Origin of the sequence: Vibrio orientalis CIP 102891 = ATCC 33934 (assembly GCF_000176235.1) — a bacterium.
Lineage (GTDB): Bacteria > Pseudomonadota > Gammaproteobacteria > Enterobacterales > Vibrionaceae > Vibrio > Vibrio orientalis.
The window spans coordinates 815,135-831,297 of sequence record NZ_ACZV01000004.1; the positions used below are offsets into that span (position 1 = coordinate 815,135).

The 16,163-nt window shown below is 45.3% G+C and carries 12 protein-coding genes; 11 read left to right on the forward strand and 1 reads right to left on the reverse strand.

All coding sequences use genetic code 11. The features are described from left to right. The first annotated feature begins 192 nt into the window (after positions 1–192). The 9 genes from VIA_RS07090 to VIA_RS07130 all read left to right on the forward strand — a co-directional run bounded on the left by VIA_RS07090 (position 193) and on the right by VIA_RS07130 (position 13,027). The gene (locus VIA_RS07090) at positions 193–1,653 is read left to right on the forward strand and encodes a DUF3360 family protein (RefSeq protein WP_004416201.1); all 1,461 of its coding nucleotides are present in this window, start codon (positions 193–195) and stop codon (positions 1,651–1,653) included. A gap of 341 nt (positions 1,654–1,994) precedes the next feature. Beyond that, positions 1,995–3,227, forward strand: coding sequence for an L-lactate MFS transporter (locus tag VIA_RS07095; RefSeq protein WP_004412069.1), 1,233 nt, complete (start codon positions 1,995–1,997; stop codon positions 3,225–3,227). Positions 3,228–3,291: 64 nt separating this feature from the next. Then, positions 3,292–4,905 (forward strand): VRR-NUC domain-containing protein, encoded by a 1,614-nt coding sequence (locus VIA_RS07100; RefSeq protein WP_004412071.1) that lies wholly within the window; start codon positions 3,292–3,294, stop codon positions 4,903–4,905. Positions 4,906–5,049: 144 nt separating this feature from the next. After that, the gene (locus VIA_RS07105; protein ID WP_004416198.1) at positions 5,050–7,407 is read left to right on the forward strand and encodes a fatty acid cis/trans isomerase; all 2,358 of its coding nucleotides are present in this window, start codon (positions 5,050–5,052) and stop codon (positions 7,405–7,407) included. A 37-nt stretch (positions 7,408–7,444) separates the two neighbouring features. Continuing rightward, positions 7,445–7,633 carry a hypothetical protein gene (locus VIA_RS07110; RefSeq protein ID WP_004412074.1) on the forward strand — a complete coding sequence of 63 codons (189 nt, stop codon included), beginning with the start codon at positions 7,445–7,447 and terminating at the stop codon, positions 7,631–7,633. 243 nt (positions 7,634–7,876) lie between these two features. Next, entirely contained in the window at positions 7,877–9,625 is a 1,749-nt protein-coding gene (locus VIA_RS07115; RefSeq protein ID WP_004412075.1) for a formate--tetrahydrofolate ligase, read from the forward strand. A 145-nt stretch (positions 9,626–9,770) separates the two neighbouring features. Further along, positions 9,771–11,660 (forward strand): DUF294 nucleotidyltransferase-like domain-containing protein, encoded by a 1,890-nt coding sequence (locus VIA_RS07120; protein WP_004412077.1) that lies wholly within the window; start codon positions 9,771–9,773, stop codon positions 11,658–11,660. A 7-nt stretch (positions 11,661–11,667) separates the two neighbouring features. Then, entirely contained in the window at positions 11,668–12,387 is a 720-nt protein-coding gene (locus VIA_RS07125; protein ID WP_004412079.1) for a 3'-5' exonuclease, read from the forward strand. A gap of 178 nt (positions 12,388–12,565) precedes the next feature. Then, positions 12,566–13,027 carry a copper resistance protein NlpE gene (locus VIA_RS07130; protein ID WP_004412080.1) on the forward strand — a complete coding sequence of 154 codons (462 nt, stop codon included), beginning with the start codon at positions 12,566–12,568 and terminating at the stop codon, positions 13,025–13,027. Between the two features lie 58 nt (positions 13,028–13,085). Here the strand turns inward: VIA_RS07130 and VIA_RS07135 are convergent, their stop codons facing one another. Beyond that, positions 13,086–13,946 carry a LysR family transcriptional regulator gene (locus VIA_RS07135; protein ID WP_004412081.1) on the reverse strand — a complete coding sequence of 287 codons (861 nt, stop codon included), beginning with the start codon at positions 13,944–13,946 and terminating at the stop codon, positions 13,086–13,088. Between the two features lie 102 nt (positions 13,947–14,048). On the opposite strand from VIA_RS07135, the gene VIA_RS07140 reads away from it, so the two are divergent. Continuing rightward, entirely contained in the window at positions 14,049–15,113 is a 1,065-nt protein-coding gene (locus VIA_RS07140) for an HlyD family secretion protein (RefSeq protein ID WP_004412083.1), read from the forward strand. Positions 15,114–15,122: 9 nt separating this feature from the next. Beyond that, positions 15,123–16,145: a DUF2955 domain-containing protein gene (locus tag VIA_RS07145; protein ID WP_004412084.1), complete on the forward strand. Its 1,023-nt coding sequence runs from the start codon at positions 15,123–15,125 to the stop codon at positions 16,143–16,145. The last annotated feature ends 18 nt before the right edge of the window (positions 16,146–16,163 follow it).

Sequence of the window (16,163 nt, forward strand, 5' to 3'; positions counted from 1 at the left end):
GACAAGGTGACGAGTCGTTCATCTTGTTTTCATCACCGAAGAAAAGCCATGTTTTCCCTCTTTATCAATAAGATAGAGATGTTTGGTAGCGTCTGGGATGTCGTCTCGTACTGGTCGAAGGCTAGTATACCAAGCGAAAGCGGAGCCCTAATTGACATGGTTCAACTTCGGTACATTACATAGGAAGACACGATGTCTAACAAAAGTAAGACCTTTTATAGGGATATGCGCCGTAAAGCGCAGGAATTTGATAGCCGAGAAGAGTTTCTAAACCACGATCTTAAGATCATGAGCTTTCGTCGTTGGGGGATCCACTTGCCTTCACGCGATTACAGTGTTGAGCTTGAAGACTTAGTACCAGCACTCGCAGCAACGATCGGTAAAGTGGTTATGGTAACCGCGATGGTTGCAGTCTTTGCCGCGCAGTTTGGCTTATCTCCAGAATTTGTCGCAGAAAACGTCCGTTATGAGCTCCTGATTGCCGGCGCTCTATTTGTTATCCTTTTCTCTGCCATTTTGAACCCAAACTCTAACTTAGCCGGTACTCACGGTCCGATGATTCCATTGATACCCTTGATTGCCGCTGCGGGAGGACACCCGCTGGCTTTAGGCATCATGGTGTGTATGTTCGGCTTTATCCTCGCGTATACCAAGGGCGGTTCAAAGCTGATGACTCTCACTGGTGTTGGCGTTCGGGGCGGTCTACTCATCTATCTAGGGGCGGTCGGTCTGATTGGTCAAATTAATAAGACCGAAGCTTGGGCTTCAAGCACTGATCAAGGCTATATCTCGTTTGCCGTCATTGGTGTGACCCTAGCCGTCTATGCCTACCTAGCTAAAATTAATAAGCGCTGGCTAGCTATCCCGCTGTGTTCTCTTATCGCTGGTATTGTTGCCTACGTATTAGGGGCAGATTTCGCCTTTACTACTGAACCAGGTCTTCCGCACTTTAGTCCGTTCTACTGGTGGGGTGAAGATACAGGTTGGCAATTAGGTTGGCCAAATCTGGAGCACTTCATCGCCGTAACGCCATTTGCTTTGCTCGCTGTTGCGATGTGGTCACCTGACTACCTTGGTCACCGTGTATTCCAAGAACTGAACTACCCTAAAGACGCAAAAGGCGTGCTTATGGATGTCGATGACACCATGATGGTTGCATCAATTCGTCAGGGTATTGGCTCTTTCCTTGGTGGTGGTAACCTAGCGTCTTCATGGGGTACTTATATGATCCCTGCGGCGATCGCTAAACGTCCTATCCCAGGGGGTGCACTGCTCACCGGTATTATGTGTATCGCAGCCGCCGTTATTGGCTACCCAATGGATCTTGCTATGTGGGAGCCTGTTCTGCGTGTCGCGCTTATCGTCGGTGTATTCTTGCCATTGCTTGAAGCAGGTATGCAGATGATCCATAAGCATAAAGACTCTTTAAGTGCTGGTATTTGTATCTTTGCTTGTGCATTCGTTAACCCAGTATTTGGTTGGGCAACGACCATGCTGCTCGATAATATGGGCTTAATTGGCGACCATGAACGTGCAAAAGAGCTATCAGCAAAAGATAAATACCTAATTCCTGGATTGGCATTCGTTATTTGTGTGGGTTCACTTGCGATTGTGGGGCAATTGCCAGGTATCCCTGCTCTGATTGGTAACTAACGCCAAATACACTCTTTCACCTCACAGGGCGCATCTCGATGTGCCCTTTTTTGTGCTCCCTCCTATTTATTTGCCACTCATCCTATTTGCCTGTTTTTAATACAGCGAATTTATTGACTCCCTAGCCTTTTGTTACAAACCAGCCGCGTCGGGCACTCAAAATCTGACACAGAAAAATAACAATTTAAAAAAATATCAGTATTCGTTTAAAAAGAGATTCCAATCACACTTTAATTGGTTATAATTCGCGCCCATTGCGCTTTATGTTGATAAACGCAAACTTATTTTTAAAAAATAGCCAGTTAACCCATCCTCTTTTTAGAGGACAAACGAGAAGAAAAATGAGCAAGATTGATAAAGCAATGCGCATCCTGCTAGCAGGTTTCTGTATCAACCTGTGTCTTGGCATCCTGTATGCTTGGAGTGTATTTAACAAAGCACTAGTGACTGAGTCTGGCTGGAGTGCAGCTGAAGCATCAGCGCCTTACGCGACTGCAACTATCACATTCTCTATCTGTCTTCTTGTTGCGGGTATTCTTCAAGACCGTATGGGCCCACGCCTTATCCTGATCTTAGGTACTGTTCTTACAGGTCTAGGTATGATCGCGTCTAGCTTTGTTAGCTCTCCAATGATGCTAAACATCACATTTGGTGTTATCACTGGTGCGGGTATCGGTTTTGGTTACGCTTGTCTTTCTCCTTCTGCGATGAAGTGGTTCCACTCATCGAAGAAAGGTATGGTTAATGGCATCATCGCAGCAGGTTTTGGTCTTGCGGCTATCTACCTAGCGCCAGTAACCTCTGCATTGATCGACAGCATGGGCATTCAAACGAGCTTCTTAGTTCTTGGTGTTGGTATCCTAGCGATTGCTGTTCCTCTAGCAGCGACAATCAACAACCCACCATCAGACTACACGCCAGCTGAACCTAAAGTAAAAGAAGGCCAAGCACCTAAAGCGGTTAAGAAGTCTGAAGACTTAACTTGGAAAGCAATGCTTAAAACGCCACAGTTCTACTCACTATGGATCATGTACGCATTCGCAGCTTCTGTTGGTCTTATGATCATCGGTAACATCACAACGATCGCAAGCGTACAGGCAAACCTACCAAACGCGGTTTACCTAGCGTCTATCCTAGCGGTATTTAACTCAGGCGGTCGTGTAGCAGCAGGTATGCTTGCAGACAAAATTGGTGGCGTACGTACTCTGCTTCTAGCATTCGTGCTTCAGGGCATCAACATGGTTCTGTTTGCTACATTCCAAACTGAATTCACGCTAATCATCGGTACAGCAATTGCTGCGATTGGTTACGGTACGCTTCTAGCAGTATTCCCTACTCTAACAGCGGAATTCTACGGCCTTAAGAACTACGGTACTAACTACGGTGTACTTTACACTGCATGGGGTATCGGTGGTGCAATCGGTGCAGCAGTGGTTGGTTTCTCTATGACTGCAGGCGAAGGTTACGGCCTAGCGTACACAGTATCAGCTGTAATGATGGCAGTATGTATCGTACTTGCATTCATCACTAAGCCGCTATCTGAAGCGAAAATTGCTGAGCTAAAGCACGCTTAATAGATTGAATTACTATGAGAAAGGCTTAACCTAAGGGTTAGGCCTTTTTTGTATCTGAAAACCTATGTCTGACTCTATCGACCTTGCTGCGGATTACTATCTCAATAACTTTAAAAAGCTCACGCAACACACTCTCGATTGGTACCCTGACTTCCTCTCACCATCAGAATTGGAATGGCTCACCCAATTTGACCAACTCGAACACTCTGCGCAATGTTTGCTGGTTAGGCTGCTTTCACGCAGAGGACACTGGTTTCGTTCAGACAAACTCCAATATGATGAAATTCCTAGCCTAACTGACGCACTTAAACAGCTAGAACTGAGTAGCTTTATCGCAATTAACTCGTCAATATCTGAGCAAGAGTTTGGGCGGGTGTTACTAACCAAAGCTGAGCTAGTCTCGTTGTTTACTCCGCTTAATAAATCATTGAATAAAGAACAACTCGTTGCTGAGTTGTCGCCACAGCCCTACTCGGATTTCAAATCACTTGAATTTGATGTCATTGAGTTATGCAACCCGCAAATTATCTCGTTGTTACTCACGCTATTTTTCGCCAATACCCATCAAGACTTGAGCCAGTTCGTATTGGATGATTTAGGGCTGCATCAATTTGAAAGCTACCCGTTGAGTAAAACAAGACGCTTCTTTACCGCTCGACGTGAAGTAGACCAGTTATTGATGCTTGCGGATATACAAAGCCAATACGCCGAAGGAAATCGTAAAGATGCTCATTACTTGCTCACACTCCTAGAATCACTTCCCCATAAGATAGGGCATCATTACATTGAACGAAAAAGGCAGCATCTTATTAATGACATTGCTCGTGACCTTGAGCGCCTAGAGCAGTACGAGCATTCTATCTACTGGTTTAAACAGATCCCACTTCCCCCTGCTCGAGAACGACTGGTTCGCATCTACGATAAGCTCAATGACATAAATAAGATGAGTGACGTTGTCACAAAAATATTACAGCACCCGCACGACCTTGCTGAGCTCGAAGTAGCTAAAAAGTTGAAACAGCGCGTGAAGCGCAAGCAAGGTGAAAAAATACCAAGGCAGAAGAAGCCTGTATTATCGGAATACCATTTAGATCTAGACCTTTCTTCACAGAGAGTTGAACTCGCGGTAAAAGAGTATTTTGAGCAACAGGGCTACCAAGTTTTCTATGCCGAAAACATACTACTCAATGGCCTATTTGGCCTTGCGTTTTGGGATGTGCTCTTTGCTCCGGTTGAAGGCGCATTCATCAACCAATATCAACATCGCCCTTTGGATCTCTACCATTCGGATTTCATTACAAAGCGAAAAGAGAAGATTGATGAAGCCTTACACACTATTCAACATGATGGCTTTGACCATCTCTGCTCGGTGTATGCGCAGAAATATGGCTTGAGTAATCCTTTTGTCCATTGGTCTTTGTTTAGTAAAACGCTGCTCGATGCTTGTATCAAATCCATGCCAAAACAATTAATCGCCGAGCTTTTCAAAGTAATGCTGCAAGACCTTAAGCTATTTAGAAATGGTATGCCCGACTTGATGCTATTTAAGGATGGGGATTACCATTGGGTCGAAGTAAAAGGTCCCGGTGACAAACTGCAAGATAACCAGTGGCGCTGGATAGAACAGTTTCACCGCCTTAGCGTCAATTTCAGCGTCTGTTACGTCACGTCTGCGTAGGAAACAACATGATACTAATCAATGACTCACTGTCTTGAGTGCGAGAAAACGTGACTTAAACCAAATTCATGAATGGTGTATTATTGACAATAACGTCTATTCTTCTCTTGCAACATAAAATCAATAAATAGAGCCATTATAGTTATGAATTTACGCACCTTTTTTATCTTAGCTATAGCCACCCTGTTTTCCGGGTGTGCAACCTATGCAGGTTTAAATTACGATCAACTTTTCGGCGAACCACAAGTCCGCGAACGTCGCGCTGAACTAAGCAGCCCGCAGAGTGACTTTTTCTTAACTGATGTAAAACCTATTATTGATAATCGCTGTGTTGTTTGTCATGCCTGTTATGACGCTCCTTGTCAGTTGAAGATGTCTTCCGTAGAAGGCATAGACCGCGGGGCAAGTAAAGAGCTTGTCTATCAAGGTACTCGCCTAACTGCCGCAACACCAAGTCGCCTATTTGAAGACGCAGAAACAACAGAGCAATGGCGTGAACTTGGCTTTCATCCAATTCTCAATGAACGGATTCAAAACCCAACGGCCAATATGCAAGCTGGCCTTATTGCTCGTATGCTTGAGCAAAAAGAAGCGCACCCTTTACCTGACCAAACTCAGTTAGAAGGTTTCGATTTCGCGGTTGATCGCAGTCAGGTATGCCCAACTATCGAAGAATATGACCAATATGCGCAAGACTACCCGACTTGGGGAATGCCTTATGGTATGCCAAACCTAGCGAGCAATGAGTATTCAACGCTCATGGATTGGCTGAAAAATGGCGCCATCATGAACGCGCAGATCCCATTAACGCTTGAGCAACAGGAATTAGTGAATGAATACGAAACCATGCTGAATAAAGGCTCTCGTAAAGTTCAACTGACGGCTCGCTACATCTACGAGCATCTGTTCTTATCGCATCTCTATTTCTCGGATTTAAATGAAGCGACACCTCGATTCTTTACCTTGGTTCGTTCAAGCACTCCTCCGGGCGAGCCTGTTAAACGTATTGCGACAAGGCGTCCATACGATGATCCTGGCGTTAATCGCGTCTACTATCGTCTGATTCCAGAGCAAGGCACTATCGTCGATAAAACACATATGCCGTTTGCTTTAAATCAACAAAGAATGAACAACTGGAGAGAGTGGTTTATTGATGCAGGCTACTCTGTCGCTCAACTTCCTAGCTATGAGCCACAGATCGCTGCAAACCCGATGACGGCATTTATCGAACTGCCAGTGAATGCCCGATTCAAGTTTATGCTTGATAACGCGCAGAACACCATCAATGCATTTATCAAAGGCCCTGTTTGTCGCGGTCAGCTTGCGCTAAACGTAATCAACGACCGTTTTTGGGTGTTCTTTGTTGACCCCGATAAAGCTAACCTTCCTGAAATTAACGAGTTCTATCGCTCACAAGCCGACAATTTGAAACTACCCGGTGAGCTAGAAAGTAACACCTTACCCGTCACAAATTGGGTGTCGTACTCTCGTCAGCAGGCACGCTACTTGAAAGCGAAGTCAGAGTTTATTAACCAATGGTTTGAAGGTGGACAGTACGTAAACACGGACATACTTTGGACAGGAAATGGGACCAATCATAATGCCGCGCTAACCGTATTTAGACATTTCGATAGTGCCTCTGTCGTTCAAGGGATGATCGGTAAACCACCTAAAACTGCATGGATCCTCGATTACGCTTTGATTGAACGTATTCACTATCTATTAGTGGCTGGCTTTGATGTTTATGGCAACTTTGGTCATCAATTGATCACTCGTATGTTTATGGACTTCTTACGCCTAGAAGGTGAGAGTAATTTCGTTGCCCTCCTACCACGAGACATTCGTCACCAAGAGCAATCGAGCTGGTATCAAAATCAAAGCTCGCAAATGAGTGACTTTTTACAACGTAATGTTAAGCCGTTCGATCAGCCAACTCAGATTCCTTATCAAACTGACGATCCTAAATCTGAGCTTTACGACATCATCAAAACCAAAATGAGCCCGATATTGACTAGCCACTATCAGATCGAACAAACGGGCTTTAGCGATAAGAATGAGCAATTGCTGGGTTCAATCGATTCTATAAAAGGCGAAGGGCTAGTTTATATCCCCCAGATCCTGATGATGATGATCACTTCCGAACAAGGTGAGGTGCAATTGTTTACGCTACTTCATAACAATGCGCACACCAATATCTCTAGCTTGTTCGATGAAGAAAGAAATCGCGATCCAATGAATGATGATTTGACTTTAGTACGCGGAGTGATCGGCAGCTACCCTGCGGCGTATTTATCTCTATCTGAACAGGAGATTCCAAAACTGGTCGATATGCTGAAAAAGATTAAGACAGAGCAAGATTACGTTAAGTTGTTGGATACCTTTGCAATTAGACGCAGCTCTGATGAGTTCTGGCCATTCAGTGACAAAGTGCATGCATGGTATAAGGAAAATCAACCTATCGAATTCGGCCTGCTTGACTACAATAGATTTGAGAATAGGTAGAACAGTATAAAGCGCAACAACGCATAGGGAGGCTTCTATGGGTATCGACGATAGCATTAGAGCACTGGAGCAACAGATCTACGTTGCATGTTCTGAAGGTGATTACGACACCGTACAAATGCTTGAACATCAACTGGATAGCTTGCGAAGTAAAGCGGCACACCCCTTTGATGATGATCCATACGCTCCAGAAGGGAAGATCTTCCCTGAAGACGATTGGTTTTAACACCACAATTTAACCAAGAAAGCGCCCGTCCATGGGCGCTTTTTCTATCGGCAGAATTCTGAATAAACCGCGTGTTTTATTCAAAATGCGTACGATTCTTTTGATTTGGATCAGGTGTACAACGTATAATCCCCCAACAGAGACAACCAACTGCCTCAGCCTACTTTACAAAGATATTTTTGCCGATATCATCTCAACGCAAACGTTTGCTTAACTTTAATTCGTGCTTACTTCGAGGGTTTTATGCTGTCCGATATTGATATCTGTCGAAACACACCACTGTCACCTATCACAGAGATTGCTAGCAAAGCTGGACTACTTGAAGGCGAGTACGCAAGCCAAGGCAAATTCAAAGCAAAGGTTTCTTTAGCTAGCCTCAAGCGCTTAAAGCAATGTGACACTGGCAAACTCATCTTGGTCACGGCAATTACTCCTACCCCATTAGGTGAAGGTAAAACCGTCACGACCATTGGCCTAGCTCAAGGCATCGCTAAACTTAATCGCTCCGTCACTGCATGCATCCGTCAACCGTCAATGGGACCAGTATTTGGTGTCAAAGGTGGCGCGGCAGGCGGCGGTTACTCGCAAGTCGCTCCTATGGAAGAGCTTAACTTGCATCTTACTGGTGACATTCATGCTGTGACTGCCGCTCATAACCTCGCGGCGGCGGCGATTGACGCTCGCATCTACCATGAGCAGCGCAATGGTTATGACGACTTTGAAGCTCGTAGTGGGTTAACCGCTCTACGTATCGATGCAAAACGTGTCATATGGAAACGCGTCATGGACCACAATGATCGCGCTCTACGAATGGTAACCGTCGGTCACAACGAGCCAGGTAAGTTAATCAATGGCTACGAGCGTGAAGATGGCTTTGATATCTCAGCGGCATCAGAACTTATGGCGATCTTAGCACTCTCAACAGACCTAAAAGATCTGAGGCAGCGTATTGGCAATATCGTTGTTGCTTACAATACTGACGGTAAGCCTGTGACCACTGAAGATCTTCAGGTTGCAGGAGCTATGGCGGTCAGCATGAAGGAAGCCATTGAGCCAACGTTAATGCAAACCCTTGAAGGTGTTCCTACTCTGATCCATGCTGGGCCATTTGCGAACATCGCTCATGGTAACTCGTCAATCATTGCCGATAATATCGCCACCAAGCTAAGTGAATTCACGGTGACCGAAGGTGGCTTTGGTTCAGATATGGGCTTTGAAAAAGCGTGTAACATCAAAGCGCAAGTCTCAGGCAAAGCGCCAGACTGCGCGGTCATTGTCGCGACGCTGCGTGGACTCAAAGCCAATTCAGGGTTATACGACCTAAAGCCAGGCCAAGCGATTCCCGACTCTCTATTTGAACCTGATCCGAACGCCTTATCCGCAGGATTCGAAAATTTGAAATGGCACATCAACAATGTCAATAAATATGGCGTGCCTGCGGTTGTCGCAATTAACCGCTTTCCACAAGACAGCGAGCAAGAACTTCAAATGCTAAAAGAGTTGGTTGAGTCACTGCCAAACAACGTTGAAGTAGCGATCAGTGAAGGCTTTGCAAAAGGCGGAGCTGGCACCGTTGAATTAGCCGAAAAAGTCATGGCTCAGTGTGAAGGTCAAAATCGTTTTGCTCCTCTTTATCAGTTTGAGCAAACGACAGAAGAAAAACTGATGGCAGTAGCGGAAGCAGGATACGGTGCCGCAAGCATTACCCTTAGTAACAAAGCTAAACAACAGCTCGCGGACCTTAAGAACCATGGCTACGATCAGTTAGCAGTATGCTTGGCAAAAACGCCCCTTTCTATCTCTACCGACGGCAGCATTAAAGGCGCTCCGAGTGGCTTTGAGGTTCATATTCGCGAACTTAAGCTTTGTGCTGGCGCAGGGTTCATCTACGCGCTATGCGGCAATGTTATGACAATGCCGGGTTTACCTGACAGACCCGCATTCATGAACCTAGATCTTGATGACCATGGAAACATCATTGGTCTGAGTTAACAACGAGATAACACCCTACCTTCTATCATTAGAGGCTTAGCTTGTCAGGTTAAGCCTCTTTTCTTTCTGCCACGTGGACAAATCATGAACTTAACGTCAAGATCATGTACCATGAAACTAACACCCTCGAAGAATTGGATTTTTCATGGAAGCAGAGCTACTGGAAATTAAAAACTTCCTTTCCCAACACCCTCCATTTGACGAACTAGAAGATGATGTCCTTAACTACGTGACTGAACACGTAGAGATCTCCTACTATCGTGAAGATACTCCGGTCATCCACTTTGGGGATGAGATTCAGGATCTCTACATGGTGAGAAGCGGCGTCATTGAAGTCTATCGTCGTAAAGGCGAACTATACAACCGCCTTGATGAAGGTGCACTGTTTGGTCAGATGGGGCTGTTAACCAACAATAAAGTCCGTTTTCCTGCTAAAGCAACCAAAGACAGCCTACTCTATTGTATTCCTGCAGACGTATTCCAGGAGCTGTACGACAATCATGAATCATTCGCCGATTTCGTCGAGGTAGAAGATAATGCACGCCTGCGTCAGACGGTTTCAAATAGTAATGAACAAAATGATTTAACGACTTCTAAAGTACGCACGCTACTGACAACCGAAGCGCCATCGATTCCAAAAACAGAGTCGATTCAAAATGCCGCAATCAAGATGGCCGAAGAGAACGTGTCGTCACTGCTCGTTATTGATCCAGAAGTGGCTGACGATGATGAAGATGACAACAATCCTCTCGTCGGTATCATCACCGACAGAGATTTATGTACTCGTGTGCTCGCCCAAGGTTTAGATCCTAATGATGAAGTGTCCAGTGTAATGACCACCGAAGTCATTTCACTTGATCACAACGCGTACGTATATGAAGCTATGCTGACTATGCTGCGTTACAACGTACACCATCTTCCAGTGCTCAAAGACAAGCAACCTATTGGTATTATTGAGGCGACCGATATCGTTCGCTATGAGTCTCAAAACTCACTGTTGCTAGTAAGTAGTATCTTCCAACAGCAATCCATCGAAGAGCTAGCGGCCTTATCGGAACAAGTTAAAGACAGTTTCGTCCGCCTTGTCAATGAAGACGCGAACTCTCACATGGTTGGCAGTGCAATGTCGGTTATCGGTAGAAGCTTCAAGCAACGCATTATCGAACTTGCAGAAGAGGAACTGGGTGAGCCCCCCGTCCCGTATTGTTTTGTTGCATTAGGTTCTATGGGGCGTGATGAACAACTACTAGTCACAGACCAAGACAATGCCATTATTCTTGATAACACTTACGTCAAAGAAGAACACGATGCCTACTTCGCGAAACTGTCAGCACTTGTTTGTGATGGATTAGACAAATGTGGCTACACCTACTGTACCGGCGACATTATGGCAACAAACCCAGAGTGGCGTATGACTCGAACAGAATGGGAAGAGTGTTTCGCCGACTGGATTGATGATCCAAACCCTAAAGCGCTGCTCAACGCTTCTATCTTCTTTGACCTTGAGGGCGTTTATGGCCGCTTGAAATGGGCTGAGCAACTCAATGGCTTCATCGTAAGACGAGCACGTAAAAACAACCGCTTCTTAGCTTGTTTAGCACGAAATGCGATGAACCGAACCCCTCCGCTCGGTTTCTTTAAAGACTTCGTGATGGAAAAAGATGGCCAGCACAAAAACTCCATCAACCTTAAACGCCGCGGTACTGCACCACTCGCCGATTTAATCCGCGTTCACGCTTTAGCTGTTGGCTCCCGCTCTAAGAACTCCTTTGAGCGATTAGATGATATTCATGAGGCAGGTATTCTGCCGAAAGGCAAAGCGCGTGATTTAAGCGATGCTCTTGAGTTTATTTCAATGGTTCGTATCAGGCACCAAGCCCTAGATGTCGAAAATGAAATTGAGCCCGATAACAACATCGAGCCAGAGAACCTCTCTGATTTCGAACGACGTAACCTGAAAGATGCCTTCCAAATTTTGAGTAATGCGCAAAACTTCTTAAAGTTCCGTTATCAAGCTAGCAATAACTTTAAGTGAGGCATGAATGATTAATAAATTGATGTCGCCTCCCTCGATCGATTGGCCAGCCAAATTCAGTCGCAAGGTAGAAGTGATTAAGAATCCTAGCTTGAAACATTATTACCAAGCAGGGGTGCCAGACCCGAACACGCCACTAGAGGATGTGCAGTTTCTTGCCATGGATTTTGAAACTACCGGGCTCGATTCCGATAACGATGACATTATCACGATTGGTACCGTTCCTTTTAACCTTAATCGTATCTTTATCAACCAAGCGCAGCATTGGACAGTACGACCGCGTAAACAACTGGCCGAAGAATCGGTGGTTATCCACGGTATTACTCACTCTGACGTGCTCGATGCCCCCGATCTTTCTGGAATTTACGAGCAAGTATTAGAGCAGATGTCAGGTAAAATCATGGTTGTGCATTATCAGCGCATTGAGCGAGAATTTTTTGATAAAGCTTTGATGGCGAGAATTAAGGAAGGGATAGAGTTTCCCGTCGTTGATACCATGCATATCGAGACACAACTGCAGCAGAAACAAAGTGGTGGACTGTTTAACAAAATACTTGGTAAGAAGCCCGCTTCCGTTCGTCTTGGCGCAAGCCGATCACGTTATGGTTTGCCCCAATATACACCCCATCATGCGCTGACAGACGCGGTTGCAACGGCGGAATTGCTTCAAGCACAACTCGCCCATCACTACGAACGAAAAATGCCAATTGGCAAACTTTGGATTTAGGTGGACTCTCTCAATCAGCCTAGATGGCGCGCAGAGCGAAGCTCCTGTACGGCTACCTAGGCTGAACTCTTATTCCGAATAAATCACTCTGACCTCATCAATATCTTACCAATTTCTGACTAAGGCAATCTCCCCCTCGCTACTATAAAGGCTTCCGCATCGACTTAAGGTAGCGACAATGAAAAAGGCCCTATTATTCATCACTAGTGCAGTATTTATCTTGGCAGGCTGTCAGGATGAGCAAACACCCTCAGCGAATGAAACACAGCAAGCCGCGGCGGTAGCGTCTGCCGTTGAAGTTGGGAGCAATGATGGACACAGCGCTAATACTGCCCTTGATTGGAATGGAACTTATATCGGCACTCTTCCTTGTGCTGACTGCCAAGGTATCGAGACAAAAATCACGCTTAATCACGATGGCAGCTACAGTATCCAGCAAGCCTATCTCGGTAAAGAAAATGGCACTTTTGAATCACAAGGTCAGCTAAGCTGGAACGATCAAGGCAATACCATCACACTAGAAAATGAAAGTGGCGCTAACCACTATTTTGTCGGCGAAAATATCCTATTTATGCTCGACATGAATGGGGAACGCATTCAAGGTGATCTAGCACAGCATTACCAACTTCGTAAGCAATAGTGATGAATTGAAAAGGAGCCAATGATAGGCTCCTTTTTATAGCTTCATCATCAACACGTTATTGAAAATACGCACGAAACATTTCAATCAGTACTTTGACCTTATTCGGCAAGAACAACGCAGATGGGTAAATTAAAGTCAGATGCTGTTTTGGATGCGTAAACTGCGGAAGCACTTCAACTAAACTGCCCTCTTTGAGCGCTGGCATTGAATGAACTTGGGGTAATAATGCGATGCCATTTCCCGCAATTGCCATCGAACGCAATAGATTCAAATCATCCGATTTAAGTGCCGCGCTAAGGTTCGGGCCTAATAAAGCAACATTATAACGATTAGTCAGTAAACGATGCTGCTGCAAATCTTCAATCGTTTCGATCGTAGGGTGCGAATCTAAATAGCTCTGAGAAGCAACAAAGTGGCTACGATATGGCAGCAAGCTAAACTGCACATAGCTATCATCTGTCACTTTAACAACACTAGGTAACAGTTGTAGATCAAAAGCCTGGCGCCGAAGATCAACACTCTCTTGGTGGCTTTCAATCTCGATGGTGATATCTGGAAAGCGCCGCGTGTATTCATTAATAATGGCATTGAACGCCGCAGAGCTCATTAACGCTGATGGGATCGCTAGTCTCACTTTGCCAGCGTGCTCGTTTTGATGCTCTTTCATCACGCTCAAACCTTGCTGCAATTGCTCGACTGGCTTTTCAACCAACTCAAACAGTCGGTTGCCATGCTCCGTCAATTCGATCGTTCGCGTCGTTCGAATCAGTAACTGGCACCCCAACGCTTTTTCTAGCTCTTGCAATCGACGGCTCACTTTAGACCGCTGCATATCATTGGCCGCTGCGGCAGCACTAATACCACCATGCACTACAGTTTGGCTAAACAAATGGATATCATCAAGACTTACGCTCATTGTCCTACTTTTAGGTCACTCATGTTAGTATCACCATTCTACTGAAATGTGACCAAGTTCTCTATAATTCTCTTCTCTTTGTACAATATATCGGAAACTAACATGACGGCTGATCACAAATTCAAGCGTTGGATGAGAACACTAATTGTCCTATTCATTGCTCTATTTTTCTACATCACAACTGCTGATCGCCATGCCCCCATCACAACAGAAGGTCGAGTCCAAGGCTATGTGGTGCAGTTAGCGCCTGAAGTGTCGGGTAAAGTCACCGATATTTTCGTCGCAAATAATCAGCAGGTCAGCGAAGGCGACGTGCTATTTCAAGTCGATGCGCATAAATATCAAATTGCTCTCCAACAAGCTGAGCTCTCACTTCAATCTGCTTATGAGAAAGAAGCGACACTCTATTCTCAACGTGAAGCTGCACTGGCGAACATTACCCGTGCTCAAGCGACTTACGACAACGCTCATCGTGAGTACGCTCGTTTACAAAAGCTCTCAAAGCAAAAAGTCATCTCTCAATCAAATTTAGATGCCGCGTATGCGCAAAACCAAGTTGCCCGTGCGGCACTTAAGGCAGAAAAACAGAGTTTGAAAGTGATTGAGGCACAACTGGGCGAGTCAGTAGGTCAAAGTACCGCGGTTCGCCTCGCTAAAAATGGATTGGAAAAAGCGCAACTTGATGTCAGCAACACTAAAGTGATTGCGCCAAGTGATGGTGTTATTACCAACTTACAGCTTGAAATAGGCAGCATGGCCAACATCAATATGCCGATTATCACCTTTGTTCCAACAGGTTCGTTGTGGGTAACCGCGGATTTTCGAGAAAAATCGGTCGCAAAGCTATCTGATGACTATCGAGCGGTGGTGGCCTTTGATGCTTACCCTGGTGAGACGTATCCATTTGACATAGCAAGCCAAGATTATGGGGTATTAACAGCCCAACAAACGCCTAATGGTGCGCTAACAAAAGTCGAAGTAAACAATCGCTGGGTGCGAGATGCACAGCGCACACGCATCAACCTAGACAGCGAAGCGGCTTTACCATCAGCACTGTTCATAGGATCTCGTGCGACTATCGTTTTGTACCCAGAGAGTAATCCATTTTGGCATTTCATGGCTGAGGTACAAATTCATATCGCAAGCTGGTTCCACTTCATCTACTAGGGGTCGTTCATGAAAGCGATGAGAATTTGGTTCGGTTGCTCATTTGGCCTAGCACTCAGCATGGTGTTTGGTTGGTCTTACGGCTTCTTTGCGATGATGTTGCCATTATTTGTCTTGGGTCGTATGGATCACTTCCACTGGCCATTGTTACTAATGGTCTGTTTATCCGCGCTTTGGACCACATTACAAGCAACCTTTATACTTGAGTATTTACAATTCCACCCGAGTTTAATGCTTGTTGCTGTGGGCATAATGATGTTGTTCAAATGCATCGCTATGATGAACCCGAAAACTTATCTATTTGGCTATATGGGTCTGTTAGTCGGCTCTATCGTACTCAATTTCGCCAGCTATGACTTTATCGACATAGAAGAGTTTAACGTCAATTTATGGGTTATTACCTTAGGCAATATTGTTGTTTGTGCCCTTGCCTACTGGCTGTTCCCAGAACCAGAGTCTGCTATTCAGCAACAAGAGGTGAGCACCCCAGTTAAAAGCGATATCGATTATATTAGCCAAGTTGCGATGGGCTGGGTGGTGGCAATGGCGGCTTTCGTGGTCTTCCAAGTCGCCGATCTTTATGACTCGCTTTCGGCGCAGGCTTCCATTTTGATCATTCTTACACCGATGACGTTGGCCGGTTCGTTAGCGATGGCAAAAATTCGTATCATTGGTACAGCATTAGGCTGTCTTGCCGGCATGCTAGTGCAGTTAATATTAGGCAACTGGTTCAGTCACGGTTTGCTCTTTTGGTTGGCCGTGACAATTGCTATGGCACCGTTCTGCTTATGGCTCACTAAAGGCCAAGCGAAAGCCGCAATCGCGTTTTCAGCCATGTCTGCTTTAGCGGTACCTCTAACAACCTCACTTGTACCAGAACAAAAAGACGCGTTCTTTTCGATTTTATATCGATTCAGTTCTATCTTTGTTGCGGTAACCCTAACCACGCTTGTGATGTGGGTGGTTCACCACGGAATACGTTGGTACCTATTAAACCATCGAGATCTAACGACAAGTCAACACTCAGCATGATCAGACTTATTTCACTTA